13 protein-coding genes are annotated in these 15,069 nt (G+C 60.3%); 4 read left to right on the top strand and 9 right to left on the bottom strand.

The features are described from left to right. Positions 1–188: 188 nt before the first annotated feature. Genes MKD38_RS07775 through MKD38_RS07760 form a run of 4 tightly spaced genes read left to right on the top strand, consistent with a single transcriptional unit; the run spans position 189 to position 5,036 of the window. A complete protein-coding gene (locus MKD38_RS07775) occupies positions 189–1,331 on the top strand; it encodes a glycosyltransferase family 4 protein (protein WP_252675538.1) in 1,143 nt (380 codons plus the stop codon). Next, positions 1,328–2,647 (top strand): sugar transferase, encoded by a 1,320-nt coding sequence (locus MKD38_RS07770; RefSeq protein ID WP_252675536.1) that lies wholly within the window; start codon positions 1,328–1,330, stop codon positions 2,645–2,647. Before MKD38_RS07775 ends, MKD38_RS07770 begins: the two co-directional genes overlap by 4 nt. Next, a complete protein-coding gene (locus MKD38_RS07765; protein WP_252675534.1) occupies positions 2,647–3,780 on the top strand; it encodes a glycosyltransferase in 1,134 nt (377 codons plus the stop codon). The genes MKD38_RS07770 and MKD38_RS07765 overlap by 1 nt, the downstream gene beginning before the upstream one ends. Beyond that, a complete protein-coding gene (locus tag MKD38_RS07760) occupies positions 3,780–5,036 on the top strand; it encodes a lipopolysaccharide biosynthesis protein (RefSeq protein WP_252675532.1) in 1,257 nt (418 codons plus the stop codon). Before MKD38_RS07765 ends, MKD38_RS07760 begins: the two co-directional genes overlap by 1 nt. 26 nt (positions 5,037–5,062) lie before the next feature. Here MKD38_RS07760 and MKD38_RS07755 read toward each other — a convergent pair whose 3' ends face one another. The 9 genes from MKD38_RS07755 to MKD38_RS07715 all read right to left on the bottom strand — a co-directional run bounded on the left by MKD38_RS07755 (position 5,063) and on the right by MKD38_RS07715 (position 15,058). After that, on the bottom strand, positions 5,063–6,166 hold the full coding sequence (locus tag MKD38_RS07755; RefSeq protein ID WP_252675530.1) for an MraY family glycosyltransferase: 1,104 nt from the start codon (positions 6,164–6,166) through the stop codon (positions 5,063–5,065). A 19-nt stretch (positions 6,167–6,185) separates the two neighbouring features. Further along, complete coding sequence (locus tag MKD38_RS07750; protein ID WP_252675528.1) at positions 6,186–6,968, bottom strand: glycosyltransferase; 783 nt, start codon at positions 6,966–6,968, stop codon at positions 6,186–6,188. Beyond that, positions 6,952–7,935, bottom strand: a complete 984-nt coding sequence (locus MKD38_RS07745) for a glycosyltransferase family 2 protein (RefSeq protein ID WP_256504762.1) — start codon at positions 7,933–7,935, stop codon at positions 6,952–6,954. The genes MKD38_RS07750 and MKD38_RS07745 overlap by 17 nt, the downstream gene beginning before the upstream one ends. A 1-nt stretch (position 7,936) precedes the next feature. Further along, the gene (locus MKD38_RS07740) at positions 7,937–9,175 is read right to left on the bottom strand and encodes a glycosyltransferase (protein WP_252675524.1); all 1,239 of its coding nucleotides are present in this window, start codon (positions 9,173–9,175) and stop codon (positions 7,937–7,939) included. Positions 9,176–9,178: 3 nt separating this feature from the next. Next, positions 9,179–11,767, bottom strand: a complete 2,589-nt coding sequence (locus tag MKD38_RS07735; protein WP_252675522.1) for a glycosyltransferase — start codon at positions 11,765–11,767, stop codon at positions 9,179–9,181. 118 nt (positions 11,768–11,885) lie between these two features. After that, positions 11,886–12,632: an ABC transporter ATP-binding protein gene (locus tag MKD38_RS07730; RefSeq protein ID WP_115704347.1), complete on the bottom strand. Its 747-nt coding sequence runs from the start codon at positions 12,630–12,632 to the stop codon at positions 11,886–11,888. After that, positions 12,629–13,438 carry an ABC transporter permease gene (locus tag MKD38_RS07725; protein WP_252675521.1) on the bottom strand — a complete coding sequence of 270 codons (810 nt, stop codon included), beginning with the start codon at positions 13,436–13,438 and terminating at the stop codon, positions 12,629–12,631. The genes MKD38_RS07730 and MKD38_RS07725 overlap by 4 nt, the downstream gene beginning before the upstream one ends. Further along, positions 13,425–13,934 carry a GNAT family N-acetyltransferase gene (locus MKD38_RS07720; RefSeq protein ID WP_252675519.1) on the bottom strand — a complete coding sequence of 170 codons (510 nt, stop codon included), beginning with the start codon at positions 13,932–13,934 and terminating at the stop codon, positions 13,425–13,427. Before MKD38_RS07720 ends, MKD38_RS07725 begins: the two co-directional genes overlap by 14 nt. Beyond that, a complete protein-coding gene (locus MKD38_RS07715) occupies positions 13,931–15,058 on the bottom strand; it encodes a DegT/DnrJ/EryC1/StrS family aminotransferase (protein WP_115704352.1) in 1,128 nt (375 codons plus the stop codon). The genes MKD38_RS07720 and MKD38_RS07715 overlap by 4 nt, the downstream gene beginning before the upstream one ends. Between the last annotated feature and the right edge of the window lie 11 nt (positions 15,059–15,069).

Raw genomic sequence — 15,069 nt, 5'->3', positions numbered from 1 at the left:
GCGCCCCAAAGGCAGCTATTTTGCCGGATTGCGGCGGGCCCGGGCGGTATAATCGCCGCATTATCACGGATGGACACAATTTTCGGAGTCTGTCCTACATCCGGCGGTGCCCTGCCTCGCGCTCAGGGGTATTTTGTGCTGCCGCGGGATCCGCGGCGGACCCGATCCGTCACGAAACGTACACAGCCTTGAAGCCACCCGCGCAACCGTCGTCCCGACCTCGCATTGCCTACCTGATCACCAATGCGGAGATCGGCGGCGCGCAATCGCATGTCGCCGACCTGCTGCGGTCGACGGCCGGCAAGGCGGATACCATGCTGCTGGCGGGCGGCGAAGGCCCCCTCTTCGAGATCGCGGCGCGCACCGGCGCGCAGACCATCCGGCTGACACGGCTGGACAATGCCCTGTCGCCCTGGCGCGCCATCCATGCCCTGCGTGAACTGGTCGGGGCATTGAAACAGGCCGCACCGGACCTGATCCATGCGCACAGCGCCAAGGCGGGCGCCCTGGGCCGCATCGCCGGGCTGTTGCTCGGCATACCCGTGGTCTATACCGTCCACGGCTTTGCCTTCAAGGCCGAAGCCCCACCGCGCCAGCGCATGGCCGCGCGCGTGGCGGAATGGCTGCTGGCACCGCTGGCGGCGCGCGTGATCTGCGTCGCGCAAGCGGAACGACACCTGGCCCGGTCGCTTCCGCTTCCCGCCGAACGCATCTCGGTCATTCCCAACGGCATCCCCGATACACCCCATCGCGCCGACCCGCAAGCCCCCCTGCGAAGGATTGTGATGGTCGCGCGCTTTGCCGCGCCCAAACGTCAGGACGCGGCGATCCGCGCGCTCGCGCGCGCAGGGCTGGAGTCGTGCGTACTGACCCTGGTCGGAGACGGCCCGCAGCGGCATGCCATGCAGCAGCTGGCGCAACAGCTTGCACCGGGCCGCGTGGAGTTTCCCGGCAACGTCACGGAAGTACCCGCGCTGCTGGCTTCGGCCCAGGCCTTTGTACTGGCGTCGGACCACGAAGGCTTGCCGCTGTCCGTGCTCGAAGCGATGCGGGCCGGACTGCCGGTCGTCGCCTCAAACCTGCCAGGCATTCGCGAGCAACTAGAAGACGACCGGTACGGGCTGCTGGTCGATCACGATGATGAGCATGCGTTCGCCGCAGCGCTGCGCCGCCTTGCCGACGACAGCGCCCTGCGCGCGGCGCTTGGCCACGGCGCGCGCCAGCGGTGGGAGCAATGCTATGGCCTGGATCGCATGACCGACGCCACCTGGTCCGTCTACCGCGACGCCCTCGCTCAAACGCCCCGCACCGCGCGGGTGCCGACATCATGACCATCAAGGCCGACAGCATGCGGCACCGCGCCCTGCGCATGCGCACCGGCGGTTCCGAGACCGTGCGCCGCGTCAGCCGGATGGTGGCGTGGGCCGTGCTCGGCCTGGCGCTGTTCGCGCTCAGCGCGGTCGGCGCCGAAATGGCACACCGCGCCGGCATCGTGACCTACGTATTCACGCGCACCCTGCTATGGTCCGTAGTGCCGTACCTGGTCGCGTTCATGCTGCTGCATCGCTCGCTGCACCTGCCGGCGATGGAGGGCAACAGCCTCGCCGGACTTGCCGCGACGCTGCCCTTCTGCGGCTTGCTTTTTGTGTTTGCCGCCTTCCATATCGAATACTCGCGTGGCGCGTTGCTGCTGTCCTACCTGATCACGCTGGCGTGGCTCTGGACCGGCTATCGACGCTTCGTGCAGAACTACGTGCCGCTGTTCGGCTATACCGATCCGGGCACGCTGGCGCAGCTGGACGCCATCCTTGCCATGCCCGGCGCCGCGGCGCCCGCCCGCATCCGCTTCGAACCAGTGGGATCGCTGGAGGACGCCCGGCACTTCGACGGGCTGATGGTTGAGCGCAGCGCCACCGGCGACCCCGAACGCACGCGACTGCTCGCGCATTACAAGATGAGCCATGTCCGCATGTACTCGGTCGAGCGCGTCGGCGAAATGCTGACCGGCCGCGTCGGCCTGGCGCATATCGACGAGAACTTCCTGGACGACTACGCCGCGCACTACCTCTATGGCTACCTGAAGCGCGCGATCGATATCGTGGCCGTCGCCTGCCTGGCACCGCTGGCCGTGCCGCTGGGACTCGCCGTCGCACTCGCCATCCGACTCGAAACGCCTGGCGGCGCCATCTTCCGGCAAGAACGCGTGGGCCTGTTCGGCAAGCCCTTCGTCATGCTCAAGTTCCGCAGCATGGGCGTCGACGCCAGCGCGCCTGCCCTGTTCGCGGCACGCCGCGATCCGCGCGTGACCCGGGTCGGCCGTTTTATTCGCAAGTACCGCCTGGACGAGATCCCGCAGCTGTGGAACGTGCTGCTCGGGCATATGAGCCTGATCGGCCCGCGGCCGGAGCAGGCGCCCATGGTCGAGCGGTTTTCCGAAACCATCCCCTACTATCCGTACCGGCATCTGGTGCGGCCCGGCCTCTCCGGCTGGGCCCAGGTGCAGCAGGGTTACGCCGGCAGCCACGAAGAAACCGTGACCAAGCTCAGCTATGACCTGTATTACGTCAAGCATTGTTCCCTGGCACTGGACCTGCTGATCGGGGTGAAGACGTTGAGGACCCTCGCGACCGGCTACGGAGCCCGCTGATGGGCAGCGTCGACGACACTGCCGCGCCGGCGCCCTTGCGCATCCTTGTCATCACCACAGGCCTCAAGCTGGGCGGCGCCGAGCAGCAGATCGCTGCGCTGGCGCGCGCCTTCCTGGCACTGGGCAATGAGGTCGCCATCCTCAGCCTGACGCAGGGGCAGGAGATCGACTTGCCTGCCGCCATCCACGTCACCGAACTGGCCATGCGCAAGACTCCGCTGTCGATGCTAGCGGCGCTGCGCAAGGCCCGGCTGCTCGTGCAGCGGTGGCGCCCGGATGTCATCCACGCCCATATGGTCCACGCCAACCTCTTCGCACGAGTGCTGGCCAGAACGGGACACATGCCGCCAGTCATCTGCTCGGCGCACAGCGCGCGCGAAGGCGGGCGCCTGCGTGCCCTCGCCTACCGCCTCACGGACCGCTGGTGCGCCCTGACGACCCACGTCAGCGACGCCGGCCGCCTGGCGATGGTGGCCAGCGGCGCCGTGCCGGACGGGCGCGTGATCGTGATGCCGAACGGCATCGATACCAGCCGCTTTCGCCCTGACCAGGCTTCGCGCGAACAGACCCGGCGCGACCTCGGCCTGGGCGCCGACGACCTGCTGGTCCTCAACGTCGGCAGGCTGGTACCGGAAAAGGACCAGGCCATGTTGATCGAGGCCTTCGCCGAGCTCAGCCGCGACCTGCCCAAGGCGCGGCTCATGATTGCCGGTGATGGTCCGTTGCGCGATGAACTGGCGCATCGGGTCGCCCGGCACGGGCTGAATCATGCCGTACTGTTGGCCGGCGCCAGGAAGGACATTCCGGAGCTGCTACGCGCCGCCGATGTCTTCGTGCTGTCGTCGCGCATCGAAGGCATGCCGCTGGCGGTGGGCGAAGCGCTGGCGAGCGGTCTGCCGGTGGTGGCGACCGCCGCGGCAGGCGTATCCGAACTGGCGGGAGACACCGCCACGCTGACTCCCACGGGAGATCCGCAGGCCCTGGCAAGCGCCTTGCGCAACGCCATCGCAAGCCTGCCCGGCACCGAGACTGACCGCGACCGTCGCCGCCAGCGAATCGTCGGCCATTTCGACGTGAATGGTGTGGCGCGGCAATGGCTGGCGCAATACCGCAGCCTGAGGAAACAACCCTGATGCGCCGCAAAGTCGCAGGCAACCTGCTCTGGCTGCTGGCCGACCGTGGCTTGCAAGTGGTCGTGGGCATCGGCGTGGTGGCCATGCTGGCGCGGGCGCTGGGCACCGAAGGGTTCGCGCATTTCCAGTATGCGCAGTCGCTGGTGTTTATTGCGGCGTCGATACCGTTGCTTTGTTCGGCGGAGGTGGTGGTGCCGCGGTTGGTGACGATGGCGACGCCAGAAGCGAAGCATACTCTGGTCGCACACGTGTTCGCCATTCGGCTGAGCGCGGGCATGGCCGGCTATGTGCTGATGTGCCTGTGGCTGGGGGCCACGCAGCAGCCCGCCGATACATGGATTCCCGCAGCAATCCTCGGAACGGCGGTCATGATGCGAGAACCGTTCGGGGTTGCCATCGCATGGATGCAGGCGCGCACCCACAACCGTCCCAATGTTGTCTTCAACTTGATTGCCCTCGCCGCCAAGGCCGGCCTGATCGTGATCCTGTATTTCGCCGGCATTGAACTCGTCCCGGCATACGCCGGTGCGTTTGCGATCGAGCCCTTGATCGCCTCAGTGCTGCTTACCTGGTATTACCTCTCTCGCGCCCCGAAAACGATCCCGAAGCACGACCCGGCCTTGACGCGTGAGCTGGTGTACGACGGTGCGTTGTTCTGGGTCAGCTTCATGCTGATGGTCGCCGCACGCCGCGCCGATCAGTTGATCCTTAAACCGGCCGTGCCGCTGGCCGAACTGGGGACATACGCGGCCACTATGCAAATACTCGACAACTTCACTACCCTCGCCACCATCCTCGCGGCAGGCGTAGCGCCGCTCTACGTATTTGCGCAGCAGTCTGGCATTGCGGCGCGCCGCAATGTCCTCCGCGTTGCTGCGGGCATGACCGTCCTTGGCGCAGCAGGCGCCATCATTCTGGCGCTCTGTGCGGAGCCAGTCGTCCACCTGCTTTACGGCAAGGCGTTCGGCGAAACCGCGGATCTGTTGCGGCTGGCTGCATTGGCATCAATCCTGGTGTTTGCGGATGTGGGACTGAGCCTGTTGCCCATATACCTGCGCCGGCCGCGCTGGGTGGCAATCAAGTGGGGACTGGTCCTTGCCACCACGGTGGCGGTCGACCTGGTGACAATCCCTCATCTTGGCGTCCGCGGCGCCGTGGCCGGATATGCGGCCGCCAATGCCGTCGCCGTGGTCTTTGGCCTGATCCTGATCCTTCGCGTCCGCGCCACCGCTATCAACGCGGCAATATCCGCCTGACCAGATCGGAATACCCCGAGACGGCCTTACTCTCCATTATTACCCGAGTTGAAACTGCGCTTACCGCGCAGCACGATTCGGCGGCCAACGCGCAGGCAGCGCCATGCATTACGCATCAGCAACAGATGAAGCCCGGTGACACCAAGGAATGAAAGAAATAGCACCTGCTCCGAGACCCCTTGCTTCCAGCAGTAAACGCCGACGAAACCCAGCAAGGCGTTGCTGACGAGGATGACCCAGACAATGGCATCCGGGCTCAGGCCAAGGCGAAGCAACACGTGGTGCAAATGAGTGCGGTCAGCAGAGAGCGGATTGCGTCGCTTCAATGCGCGACGAATGACCACCACCAGCAGATCGATCAGCACAAAACCCAGCACCCAGAGCATGACAACTGGCGGCACATGAAGGCCGTTGTTGTAAGTCGGCTGTGACAACTCCACCGCAAACCAGACGATGCCATATCCGAGCATCAGACTGCCGGCATCGCCGAGAAACACGCGCAACTTTCCCCGGAAGGGGTTGCGCATATTGAAGATCAGAAAGCCGAGAATAGCGCCGCAGAAAATCACGCATACGCGCTGCGCAGCGAGATTGCCCAACTCGCCGGCCAGATAGGCGTACCAGCCGAACACGATCAGCGAAAGCCCGCCCGCCAGGCCATCGAGTCCGTCGCTCATGTTCATGGCGTTGATGACGGCGACTACGGCAAAAAGCGTCAGCGGGATGGCCCAGTTTGCCAATTCGATCTCGCGCCGGCCAAAGATGTCGCCCAGCGACGTCAGATAGACGCCGCCCCATGACGTCATCAGGATCGCCGCAAAGATCTGTGCGCCCAGTTTGGCCACCGGAGACATGCCTTGCATGTCGTCGATCAGGCCGACAAAAGCCAGCAATGTCAGCCCTCCCAACAGCGCGACGTAGTAACCCTGGTTGCGCATGAACAGCAGGCAACCAGCCCAGACAGCCAGCGTTACGGCAATGCCGCCGACCAGCGGCACCGCTCCGTGGTGCCGCTTGCGGTTGTCGGGACGATCCAGCAGGCCGCCGACCATAGCGACTGGCCGCAGCAGCAGAACGCTCAGCGCGGAGACCAGGAAGGCAAAAGCTGGAACCCAAAAGAAATCGAACATGGAATCGTTCTAATAATGTTCAATTGCCGGCGGCGACATGGCGCAAGCGGAACCGCCAGTAGGCGGCGGACGTAAACAGCCGCATCATGCTTGCCATATGCCAGCGGAGGTAGCGAAGCCGGCGGTGGCTATCACGGCGGGCATCGTGCATCACTATGACATCATTGGCCAGATGGACACTGCCTCCATTCAGCCATGTGCGAAGGCAAACGTCCACATCCTCGCAATAAAGATGGTAGCGGTCGTCGAAGCCGCCCAGTCGCCGGAATAAGGTGGCATCAAAAAGTAGAAACATGCCGGCAGCCCAGTCCACCGGAACCGTCCCTTCGCCGGTGTAGTCCGGCGGCATCCGCTTGTTGGCTAACCGGGTCAGCGCCCGTCGCAGCAAGACCAATGGTCTCGGCACTTTCCGCGCACTGTCCTCGACCGCGCCGTCGTTGGCCACCACACGCGGCGCAACGACCCCCGGCCGTGCCAAGGCTTGCGCCAATAGCGCAGGAAAGGGATTCTCGATCAGCCGGACATCCGGATTAACGACGCAAAAATATGGCGTATCGCAAAAAGCAAAGGCCGCGTTGTGGTTCGCCCCGAAACCCTTAGGCTCGGCATTCTGGATATACCGGATGTCGAGATCGCCGAAAGTGTCGTCCGTGTTGCGGCGTTCGGGCAAGTTCTCCGTAACAACCACTTTCAGGGGGAGTTCATGGGCGATCGTAGACAACTGCCTGATCAGCGGACGCATCAGTTCGCCCTGGCCGTGGCTTACCAGGGAAACAGTCAACAGCTTAGCGGTTGCTTCCACGACCCGGCCTCGCATCCACCAACGCGCCACCGCGGCCCTTTACGCCGTCGATGATGCCTCGGGTCATCAATCGGATTCGCTTCAGCCGCGGCGACATGCCGAGGCCGAAGAACACCGCAAACTGCGACAGGCGGAACACATGGGTAATCCGCCATGCAAGACTCATCGGCGTCGTCAGCAGCATGCGCACGGTATTGCGGAACATGTAGTAATCGCGGGCAGGAGAATGCACGGGCACCTCGCGCCAGCGGCCCAGCCAGACCCGCACGACATGGTCGCCCAATGCATGCTCCAGCCGGGCGCGCGGAATTGCAAAGAGCCGCATGCCTCGCGCCTTTACGCGCAGGCACCATTCCGTGTCGACGTGGTCGATAAAATAGCCCTCGTTCATCATGCCGTAGCGTTCGAGCACCGAGATCGCGATCATGGTGCCGGAGGCAATCAGGAAATCGGCCTCGACATAAGGCTCCGAGGTCAGGGTGGCAAGCCGCTGCACGCGGCCGCGCACCATGCGCACCACCTTGGAGGTCGTGCCCGTGCGGCGGTCGTGCGCCACCGCGCCCACGGCGCCGACCTCGACGCCGGCCTCGCGCAGTTGCCGGTCGGCTTGCCGCAGCACGGTGACCATGCCGTCGGCCGGCACACTGTCGTGGTCCAGCAAGAGCACGTATTCGGCACCGGCGGCCTTTGCTGCTTCGATACCGCGGTTTTGGGCTGCGGCGATGCCGAGGTTGGTGCCTAGTGGCACGTACGTGATCAGGCATCGGGTTTCGAAAGGACGGCAGAGGGCTGGAACATCTACCGCTGTCGTACCATTGTCAACCACGATGATCCGGTCTACCTGAGCAGCGCAGCGGTCTAACAAGCGGGGCAACACCTCCCCGTCCGGGTTGTACGTGATAACGACCGCAGCAACCCCCCTGCCTTCGTGAAGCGGAACGACGGAGCTGCCCCCCCTAACATGCATGTCAGCCGCCATGCAAACCCCCGATAAAACCCCTCGCCCATCCACGGATGCGCAGCAGCTTCAGCGTTACCCGCAGGCGAGTCTTGGCGATCCAGCCGCCGATGCGGATTGCGACCGTGTCCGCGGCGATCACGCGTCGAGACAGTGTCGGCTTCGGGCTTTCGCGCGCAAATCGAAGCAACAAGTCGCGCCATTGCGCCGCGACCGTCGTCTGAGCGTACTTTTCCCGGACGTCCTCGTACGCCGCATCGGCAATGCGATCACGCAGATCATGGTCGCGCACGAGGAGCGCGATTGCCTCATACCACGCCTCTGCATCCATGGGGATTAGCAGACCATTCTCTCCGTGCCGGACAGAGTCCCGATATGGCGGAGAGTCCGAGTAAATGCCGGCGACATGCAGAGCGCCATATTCGCGATATTTGTTGTTAGTTTTGTATAGATTCGATTCGGAGTCAGCCATCGGCGCAAGCCCGATGTCGAGCGAACACTCATTCTTCAATCGAATAAAGTCCTCGTAGCTATCGACATGCCGAAAGAAGTGCACGCGACTGGAGTTTCGCAAAACGGGGGGGCAGTAGCCGAAGAAGTAAAACTGAACTTCACTGAAGTCGGCAAGAATTCGTTCGAGTGCGGGTATGATTTCAACAAAGTCCCCCTCACGCGTCACACTACCGGCAAAACCAATACGCATCTCAAGCGGGTGTGGCAGGCGCGAGCAATTCTCAGCGAGAATGCTGAAATCAAAAGGCGCCCGCAGCACGCTCACTTTCGCACCAAAGCGATCTCGAAGGTAAGCACCCAGCAAGGGTGAATTGACAATAACGGTATGCGCGTGGCGCACTGCCAGTTCTAGAGTCGCCCTCACCTCAGGAGCTTGGTAGTACTGGGCAAGCGGAGTATCGCCCTTGAGCTCCCAGAAATTGTCATCAACGTAATAAAGGAAAGGGATATCACGGCGGATCATCCATTTCAGCATCTGATGTCCACCCGGATCTCCGACCCGGATAAGCAGAGGTAAGGCGTGCGCTGCAAGCTGAGCCGGCACAAATTCAGGCACGAACATTTGCTGAACACTTCCATTCGTGCCAATAGCCTCACGCACGAGGCGCCCAACGATGTGCGTGGTCGGAATTTCGCCTTCGATCACGAGTTTCACAGCGATGGCACCATCGACGAGCTTTGGCGCCATCCCGGTGCATCCGACGTCCATCCGCCTTGCGCTTACTTCCTTTGCCATTGATTAAGCTATAACAAATTCCGCAAAAGGCGTGGCTGCGGAAAATCGCAGTCCAAGCAGGCGGCGGTTGATAAACTCGTACACGTAAACTGGGCTGTGCGAGCGGCAAAAAACGCGAAAACGCCACGGCCTATCTGCGGTCACAGGAATGTCGTTGAAGCTGAACTCCACCGGCCGGGACAGATCCAACGTAGCTAAATCATGCCCAACCTGTGCGACGATCGCATCGTTAGGCGCCACCACTTCCACTCCGACGATTCCTTGTTTCAGCCAGTCAACAGCTAGAGCAAATGACACTCCTCGGAGCTTTCCTGCAGGAAGGTCCACTTTGTACTCTCGAAAAGGCAGTTCATGGAGCGTGTCGCTCAATTCCAACGAGGAAAAAGGCTTACGCCACCCAGCCGCCTCGCTCGCCTTGCAAAGGGGGAGGAACTCTGGCGCGCACGAATTCCACAGATCGGTTGAGCCGCGAAGTAGTCGATGCCGCCACGAATATCGCTGCATTTTGCGAAAACGCGCCAACTGACTAGCATCCCCAAGACTTCCAAGCGCGGCGATCGTCCCGCTACCGAATTGCCCCGCTGTCATGCGCTGCCTGACGGCGAGAGCATGCAAACGGCGCTGCTGTTCCATCCAATCTGGCTCGCCGCCGTGCCGCTCAAAAATGGCGTCTAGAACCTGACCGTTCTGAACCCCTGAGAAGTGCGTCTTGCAATACACCGCGTTCCCAACCTTTAGGGCTTCATTGTCAATCTTTCCACTAAACAGAGTCTTAAATGCCTCGTACCAGCGCGAAGTCAAAAATGGGTCTTTGACAATAAATGCTATTTGATCGTCGGCGATGTCACGATATGGCTCGGTATCCGGCAAGACCGCAACTGCGCTCAACAGGTTCGCCGTGAGCAGCACATTTCTTGTCTTATAGCGGTTGTTTTCAGTATCGCTCGGCGCGTGAACTACGAAATGTGGCCCGTATCGCCCATATCGCCGAATTGCAAAGGCATAACCGGGATCAAAGGGAAGAAGCGTTACACGAAAATTCTCATGGCCTACTGTGTCTTCCACCACATCGCCATCGGTCTCTGTGGTAACGAAGTGGATAGGCATCCCTTCTCTCGCCACCTTTTGCAGAGCTGGGACTACAGCATCCCAAAGGCCCTTGTGCCGATGAGATCCACCGGCGAAGGCAACGACAATCTCGTCGTCACGCGGATCGTGCTTTTGAGATCCGACCAATGTGGATTGATTCACGCATGCCGGAGGAAAGTACAACAAATTTTCATGAATCAGGCGATCAGAAAAATACTTAACTAGCTCTTGAGATGTAAGGAAGACACCTGCAAAAGATCTAAGTGACGAGCGTAATGCACGGGACGAAAAGTCCTCCCCGGGAATCTTTATGTCGTTTCGCTCTGTCAGCAGAGGAAAATTGTCATCCAGATAGTAGTAGACCGGGATGTCCATCGCCTTCGCCGCGTCAATCCAGGTCTGAAATGCACGCAATCGGCGGATGAAGATCACGCATGTAGCACGAGCCATCTCTTCTATACCGAAGACCCCACTCGTGCTAATAACACGAACGCGCTGTGCATATTTCTGGGGAAGCATATCGAAGCAGAGCGTCGTGGATGCGTCATAATCGGTGTTCACCACCAGCGCATAACCTTCGCCGCTCCGCCCTTCGACCGTCTCCTCGATCCAGCCGCGTTGCAATGCGTGTCTGTATCCCACCGTTTCACATACGGTTCGTGTACTCTCCCCATGGGCTGGATTTGCCACGAGAATTTCGTATTCAGGAAATGCAGAAGGCCTGAGCTGCTCATTGCGCGCAGTACGCATCCATTCCTCGGCCGCCCAAGAATCCAACCGATATGTACTGCCTAAGCTGTCTGTTGTCGACGGTCCTTCTACCAGGGCCACTGCTACGTCCACGAACCGCAGTTCGTACCGGTCAGCCACACGCCTCCAGAGATCCCAGTCGCATACACGCGCCATGATGACGTGAGGGTCGTAGAACCCTACGTCTTCGATAACGTGTCGAGGAAGCAATACCCCATTGTTGGGTACGAAGTTCCCTCCTCGCAACGCACCCTGCGATTTACCTCCACCCAACCTTCCTGTGGTTGACTCCCCTGTCGACGGATCCCGGATAGTCCATTCGACATAGCCGTAACAAACCGCGCCCTCATATTCTTCGGACTGCTCCAGCAAATCCTCAAGCGCGTTCGGATAAAAATAGTCGTCGTCGAAGGCAAACGCAATCATATCGGAGCGGGCTCGCATGTACGCCTCATACTCCGAAATTGCGGGAAGCCCAATATTTTTTTGATGACGCAGGCAGCTCACACGGCCGTCCCGACGCATGAACTCGGCAATCTGGTCAGATGTGCCATCCGTACTAGCGTCATCAACAATAATCAGTTCCAGATCCGTTAAACTCTGGTCAAGCACAGCCTGTACTGCCCGGCGAAACATCCCGCTTTTCCCACGGCGGTATGTCGGCAGAATTACAGAGACCTTTGGCTTGACGTGCTCGACATACTGTGAGCCAGGCATCCAGATGGTATCCCTGACAAGTTCTTTGACTTTCATTTGCTATTCCCTAACGCAAAGACCGAATTGTCGGAGCCCATGTTTCGGGGCCTTCTCTTTATATAGTCGTCGAACTCGGCTGGGTATCGGCGGCAGTCACGCCGCCAAACCCCCGCCCCTACCGCACTGGATGTGCCGTATACTCCGCGAGAACGTCCTTAACGTGCCCGTCCATTGCAATCTCGCCTTTCCTCAGCCAGATCGCGCGCTCGCAGAAATCTTCGACGAGGGGAAGCGAGTGGCTTGAAAAGACGAGGATCTTTCCCTGCTCCATAAATTCATACATGCGGCGCTTCGCCTTTTCAGCAAAGACGAGGTCACCGGCACCCATCACCTCGTCCAACAGCAGGATTTCAGGGTTGATTGCCGTCGAGACGGAAAAGGCCAGCCGGATGAACATCCCCGCCGAGTATGTCTTCACGGGATAGTCGAGGAAATGTCCGAGCTCGGAAAACTCGGCGATGCTATGAATACGTTCCTCGACCTCGTCCGGCGTCAGACCTAGCAACATCGCTCTGATGCGGATGTTGTCCCAGCCGGTCTGCGTCATTTCGAAGCCAGTCGCAAGTTCAAACATCGGCGATACATGACCCACAATTTCCGTTTCACCTGCGGTCGGAGGGTAAATACCCGCCATCACCTTCAGGATCGTACTCTTGCCAGCGCCATTCAAACCCACAAGCCCAACGCGCTCGCCATGCTTGATTTCCAGGTTGATACCTTTTAGGGCATCGACATATTCGCGGCTGCCGTTCGTCTGACCACGCAGCAAATTCAAGACCGTGCCTTTTAGGCTGTCCTGACGCATCGACACGTCAAAACGCACGCGCACATCGCGCAGACTGATCTTTAGCTCAGAGGTCATAGAACATACACAATGCGATGAGACATGCGCTTCATCACTGCGAACGCAGCGATACCAATCAGGACGGCGTAGCCGACGGCAACCATCCAAACTTCCTCCGGAGGCGACGCGTTATTGAGCAGCGGGTACCTAACGATCTCGATCAGGTAATACAGCGGATTGTATTGATAGATGAAGCCGAGACCGCGGTCCTTGAGCATGGTGACGGTGTACATCACAGGTGTGACGTAGAAGCCAATCTGGATCAAACCGCTCAGAAGATGCGGCAGATCGCGGAACCTTGCGCCAAGGTGAGCAACGATCACCAGGTGGAAGAAATTAATAACGATGAACAGCAGGAAGCCGGGCAAGAACCACAGCGCACCGAGATCGAATTTCCGCCCATAGGCCAGGGCCACTGCAAAGAAAACCAGCATGCCGACGCAGAACACCACCAGGTAGGGCACCATAGCCCGATACAGGTAGGTGACTTTCGGGAAGGAAAACTGCTTGATATAACCCTCGGCATTGACGAAGGCGGAACCGCCCTCCGTCAAAGCCGAAGTCATGAATGCCCAAATGGCCAAGCCAAGTGTCAGAAACGGTAGAAACTCTTCCATCGGCTGATGGAAGAGCTTCCCGAAGATAATGCCCACCGCCGCCATCGTGGCCGACAGGTTGATCAGTATCCAGAGCGGTCCCAGCACCGAATTCCGAAACCGCCCCTTGACGTCTTGCACTCCCATATGGAGCCACACACGCCACAGTTTGGCTGCAGCAGCATACTCCGTCAGCGGATGCTTGCGGCTGCTGTTATAGACTGTCATCTAGTACACGCTCCATTGCGACCCGCCCATCCTGACGACCTGTTTCCACGAAGCCCAGCTTCTCGTAAATGCGAGCAGCATGGAGATTCGATTCCAGCACCTCTAGGTAAGCCTTGGACAAACCAAGCTTGTCGCGCGCGAACACCAGCAGCGCCTCGATCGCACGGCGCATCTTCCCTTGCCCGGCTGCCTCCGGCGACACGACAAAGCGGCCGATCTCGGCGCGGCCGGTCGACCCGTTCACGTCGTAGATCGCAACCTGCCCAACCAGCGCGCCGGTCTCCGGGTCCTGCACTACGAAGACAAAATCGTCGGGCTTCTCGGAATACTTTCGAAACCAGCCCTGATGGCTCTCCAGGGTCAGAAGGTCGGAAAAAATGAATTGCTGCCTGACGCCCTCGCGGTTCCGCCAGGCCAGCGTCAACGGAAGGTCTTCCGTCGCAAGGGGGCGCAGACGCACCCCCTTGGCTTCGAATGGCTCGAAGATGGGCTTCATGCAGCGTACTTGCGAACCAGTTCGCAGACGAATTCGACGTCATTGCGGCTGATACCCATGTGCATAGGCAGGGACAGCACTTCGTTGCTGGCCGCGTGTGCGCGCGGGCACTTGCCCTTGCCGCTGGCGTACATCCGGTATTCGGTATTGTCGCGGTAGTGGACGCCCGGATAAACCTCATGCTCGTGCAGCGCCAGCATGAGTTCGTCACGATTCTTCACACGGATCTGGAACAGGTGGCGCGACGAATCACAGCCTTCGGTAATCGTCGTCAGGCGGATATTGTCATGGCCAGACAGCAGTTCCTCATACCAGTTTGCCAGTTGACGGCGGTAGGCGTTGTCGTTGTCCAGATACTTCAGCTGGACCAGGCCGATCGCTGCCATGATCGAGTTGCCGTGGTACTTATAGCCAACCTCTTCCACGTCGTACATCCACTTGTATGCGCCCTGCGTCGTGGTACGTGCAAACGTGTCCTTGTTGATGCCCAGCCACGTCATTTTGCGCACGCGCTCGTCATCTTCGGCTTCCTGGAAGCAGATCATGCCCGAGTCGGCGGTCGGCAGGTTCTTCACGGCCTGGAAGCTGAACACGGTCACATCGGCATCGTGGCCTACGTGGCGACCGTGATAGCGGGTACCGGACATGTGAGCCGCGTCGAGCACCAGCTTGATGCCCTTTTCCTTGCACAGCGCGACCACCTTGTCGTACTGGCCGACATTGCCACCCAGGCCGACAAAGATCACGGCACGGGTGCGGTCCGTGATGCGCTCGGCGATGCTGTCCGGATCCAGGCACAGCGAGTCGTCGACATCGGCGAAGACCGGCGTCAGCCCGGAATACAAGATGGCGTGGTTGGTGGAAACAAAGGTCAGTGGCGTGGTAATGACCTCATCGCCGTCCGCCCAGCCATACTTGGTCTTGAAAAGTTCGAAGGCAAGATGCAGGCCAACGGTATTGGAGCCGAGGAAATGCGCGTACGGCAGCCCGGTGTAGGACTTCCAGGCTTCCTCCATTGCGTTGGTCTTGAAGCCGAGCCCGGTCCAGCCTTTTTCCAGGCATTCCTGGATTTCTTTCAGGCATTCTTGGACACGGAAATTGGGTACGAACAATTGGATTGCCATTTTTTTCTCCC

Source organism: Cupriavidus sp. WGlv3, from assembly GCF_023952475.1.
Lineage (GTDB): Bacteria > Pseudomonadota > Gammaproteobacteria > Burkholderiales > Burkholderiaceae > Cupriavidus > Cupriavidus phytorum.
Note: the sequence above shows the minus strand (reverse complement) of the source record. Positions and strands in the feature narration are given on the sequence as shown.